The sequence below is a fragment of the Streptomyces sp. UNOC14_S4 genome (assembly GCF_020740835.1).
GTDB lineage: Bacteria > Actinomycetota > Actinomycetes > Streptomycetales > Streptomycetaceae > Streptomyces.
This window is the reverse complement of sequence record NZ_JAINFC010000614.1, coordinates 1-3,964: the sequence shown is the minus strand read 5'-3', so window position 1 is coordinate 3,964 and position 3,964 is coordinate 1. Positions and strand designations below refer to the sequence as shown.

Annotated in this window: 3 protein-coding genes; all 3 read right to left on the bottom strand. The window is 71.6% G+C overall.

Features of this window, described 5'->3' with window-relative positions:
• The coding region (locus tag K6I34_RS33075; protein WP_229331733.1) for a TerC family protein at positions 1-964 on the bottom strand (964 nt) is incomplete at its 3' end.
• A gap of 213 nt (positions 965-1,177) precedes the next feature.
• Complete coding sequence (locus K6I34_RS33070) at positions 1,178-3,121, bottom strand: TerD family protein (RefSeq protein ID WP_229331732.1); 1,944 nt, start codon at positions 3,119-3,121, stop codon at positions 1,178-1,180.
• Between the two features lie 63 nt (positions 3,122-3,184).
• A complete protein-coding gene (locus K6I34_RS33065; RefSeq protein ID WP_121797722.1) occupies positions 3,185-3,763 on the bottom strand; it encodes a TerD family protein in 579 nt (192 codons plus the stop codon).
• Between the last annotated feature and the right edge of the window lie 201 nt (positions 3,764-3,964).

The window sequence follows — 3,964 nt, the reverse complement described above, 5'->3', positions numbered from 1 at the left end:
CGTCGGCCCCGTCGGCGGCCGCCTGCTTCTTCGAGGCCATCAGGCTCGTGACGGTGGTGACCGCGAGCACGGCGCAGATGACGCCGAGCGAGACCGGGATGCTGATCTCGGGCACCCCGACGCCGCCCTCGTGCAAGGCGTGCAGGACGAGCTTGACGCCGATGAAGCCGAGGATGACCGACAGGCCGTACGAAAGGTGGACCAGCTTCTTCAGCAGACCGCCGATCAGGAAGTACAGCTGCCGCAGGCCCATGAGGGCGAAGGCGTTGGCCGTGAAGACGATGTACGGGTCCTGGGTGAGGCCGAAGATCGCCGGTATGGAGTCCAGCGCGAAGAGCACGTCGGTGGTGCCGATCGCCAGCATGACGATCAGCATCGGCGTCATCAGGCGCTTGCCGTTCTCGACGACGAAGAGCTTGGTGCCGTGGTAGCGGTCCGTCGAGGGGAAGCGGCGCTCCACCATCTTCAGGAAGCGGTTCTCCTCGAACTCCTCGTCCTCCTCGTCGGCCCGGGCCTCCTGGATGAGCTTCCAGGCGGTCCAGATGAGGAAGGCGCCGAAGAGGTAGAAGATCCACGAGAAGTTGGCGATGATCGCCGCGCCCGCGCCGATGAAGACCGCGCGCAGGACGAGGGCTATGAGCACACCGACCATGAGCACGCGCTGCTGGTAGATCGACGGCACCGCGAACTTCGCCATGATCAGGACGAAGACGAAGAGGTTGTCGACGCTCAGCGACTTCTCGGTGATGAAGCCCGCGAAGAACTCTCCCGCGGGCTGCCCGCCGCCGAAGACCAGCAGCCCCAGCCCGAAGAGCCCGGCCAGCACCACCCAGACCGCGGTCCAGATGCCCGCTTCCTTGAGCGAGACCTCATGAGGCTTACGGCCGCCGATGAAGAAATCGGCGGCGACGAGGGCGCACAGACCGAGGATGGTCAGCGCCCACAGGGTCAAGGAAACGTCCACTGGCCCTCCGGCACGTACGTCATGACGACAACTGCCAAGAAGAGTACAGGAAGACCCAAGAAAAGGTAAAGGGATTACCAAAGACGCAGGTGGAGGCAGGCGAGCGGCTCTCCCGCGCCCCGGCCCCGCAAGGGGCGCGGGGAACTGCGCGACCAGCCACACACGACCCGCGGTCGCCGTACTGCACGATGAACCGAGCTGTCAGGCGCCCGCCTAAATGCCATAGGCACGCCGCGCCTGCCCCACCCGCCCGAGCACCTCGCGCAGCACGTCACTGCCCGGCGGCACCCGCGCGGGCTCGTACGTCCAGGCGTGCCCGACCCAGGGGTCGGCGAGGTGGTCGTCGGCGACCGGCGTGATCCTCAGCAGGGCCTTCCACAGCGGATCGAGCACGGGCCCGTACGCCCGGGCATCGGCGCGGTCGGCGACCATCAACAGGTGCACCCCGACCGCGGGCCCCTCGTCCGCGAGGTAGCGCAGCTGGGTCACGGCCCGGTCGTCGAAACCGTGCGGGAAGTCGTTGACGACCAGCAGCTGCTGCGCGGTGTCCACATCGGGCGGGAGGGAGTCCAGGGCGTCGTTGCGGACGGCCATCTGCACCAGGTCGACACGGCGCGTGAGCCGCTCCAGGACCTCGGAGACGCCCCTCGCGCCCGCCGCGGGCGGCTCCCGCAGCGCCCCGGAGTCGAGCAGCGGCGCGAGCGCGTCCCCCGCCGCGCCCGCGGGATCGACGATCCGCACCGTGAACTCACCGACCGGGTGCGCGGCCAGCAGCCGCGCGGCATGCAGCACCGCGGTCTCCACCGCCCGTCTGCGCAGCTCCCCGGAGTCCACCGGCTCCGCGCCGCGGCCGTGCGGCCGGCCGCTGTCGATCCACAGGCCGCGCTCCAGTGGCAGCCGCACGAGCAGGGGTATCCGCAGGTCCGTCCGCTCGGGCAGGTGCAGATCCCCCAGGCGCAGCGCGAAGGGGCGCTCCAGCGGGATCTGGTAGCCATGCCACGCCGGGCTGTCCCAGCGGGCGAAGGCGGGCGGCAGGGCGTGCTCGACGACCTCGGACTCGGCCGCGAGCTGACCGAGGTCCCGGTCAAGGGCGGCGCGGGCCCGCTCCACGAGCTCCGCGTGCCGGGCCCGCGCCGCGTCGCGCGCGGCGTCCGAGGCCGGACCGACTCGGGTCAGCGGATCGGAGAGCGCCTCGTCCAGCTCCCGCTCCAGGCGCGACTCGGCGAAGTCGGCCGCGCTCCGGTAGGCGGCGACGGACCGTGCCAGGTCCTCGAACATGCCCCAGACCTGGTTGTAGAGCCGCTCGTCCAGCGTCCAGCCCGTGGCATCACCGGCGACGGGCGGCGGTACGGACCCGTCCGGCTCCGCCGACGACACGGCGGACGCACCAGACGCATCGGACGCATCGGACGCATCGGACGCACCAGATACACCAGATGCACCTGACGCATCCGCCGGGGCGGCCCCCGAGATCGCCTCCGGGGCGGGCCCCGGAGCCGGGGTGCGGCCAGGATGCCGGTAGCTGATGGGGCTGCTCGAAGCCGCAGGCGACGACGGACGCGCGGCCGGTGCCGCCATGGGAGAGACGGAAGAGACGGCAGAGGCGGCGGGCGCGGCCACCGCCGCATGGATCTCGGCCGCCATCGCGGCGGCCTCTTCCAGACCCTGGTCGCGCAGCAGCTCGGCGAGGCCGCCCGCGTAGCCCTGGCCGACGGCGCGCACCTTCCAGGCGCCCTGTCTCCGGTACAGCTCCAGCGCGACGACGGCCGACTCCGCGTCGAGGCCGGTGATGGTGTAGCCGACGGCCGCGGTCCCGCCGGGCCCGGTGACCACCACGGACGGCGCGGCCGTCGCGCCGAAGCGGGCCGGGCCGCCCGGACCCTCCGGGAGGGCGAGCAGCACACTGACCCGGTGGACGGCCTCCGGGAGCGCCGCCAGGTCGACGGAGATCCGTGTGTCGGCGGCGGCCTGCCGGGGCACCTCCAGCCCGGGCAGCCGGTGCGCCGCCGGGTGGACGACGCTCCCGGCCCCGGTCACCCTGCCGTCGGCGTCACCGAGCGTGGCGCCCGCCATGACCGCGGCGCCCGCCGAGACACGGATCTCCAGCCGGGTCTCCGACAGCGGGTGGTTCTGCCCCCGCACCAGCTCCGCGGTCATGCCCGCGCTCCCCTCGGTTGTTCTGCCTTGCCGCCGTCGTGCCGCCGTCGTACCCGCCGGGCCTCAGAGGCTCGGCAGGATCGCCGGCATGAGGTCCTGGAACGTCCGGCCGTTGGACGGAGTACCGATCGCGGTCATCTGCCAGCCCGCGCCCGCGCGGTGCACCTTGGCCATGATCTGCGCGGTGTACGCGCCACCGCCGTCGAGGGTGTAGCGCGCGAGCTCCTGACCGGTGGTCTCGTCGACCAGGCGGCAGAACGCGTTCTTCACCTCGGCGAACGTCTGGCCGGTGAAGGAGTTCACCGTGAACACGATGGTGTCGACGTGCACGGGCACGCGCTGGAGGTCGACGAGGATCGCCTCGTCGTCGCCGCCCGTGCCCGCGCCGCCCACCAGGTTGTCACCGGTGTGCCGGACCGAGCCGTCGTCACTCACCAGGTGACGGAAGAAGACGACGTCCACCGGCTGGCCACCGGCGAACAGCACCGCCGAGGCGTCGAGGTCGATCTCCTTGGTGCGCGACCCGAACAGTCCGCGGCGGGGAGCGGCCTGCCAGCCGAGCCCCATCCGCACCGCGGTCAGGGTGCCCCCGTCGGCCTTCTGCAGGCTGATGCCCTGTCCCTTGGACAAATTGACTGTCACGCGCAGTCCCTTCTCGAACAACTCGAAAAACTCAAACAGCTCGTACGACTCGTACGTGCTTCCCCGTGACCGCGCGTCCGCACGGCCCCACGACGACCCTAAGCAGCGCCGGAAGGGGCGCCCGCACCCGGGCGGGCTTTTGTGGCGGTCTTGCAACATCCCCGCCCCGGCCGTGCGACAGCCCCCTCGGCCCTCCTGGCC

Coding starts and splice junctions, on each gene's coding strand:
- K6I34_RS33070 (WP_229331732.1), bottom strand. CDS start 3,121: ATGACCGCGGAGCTGGTGCGGGGGCAGAACCACCCGCTGTCGGAGACC.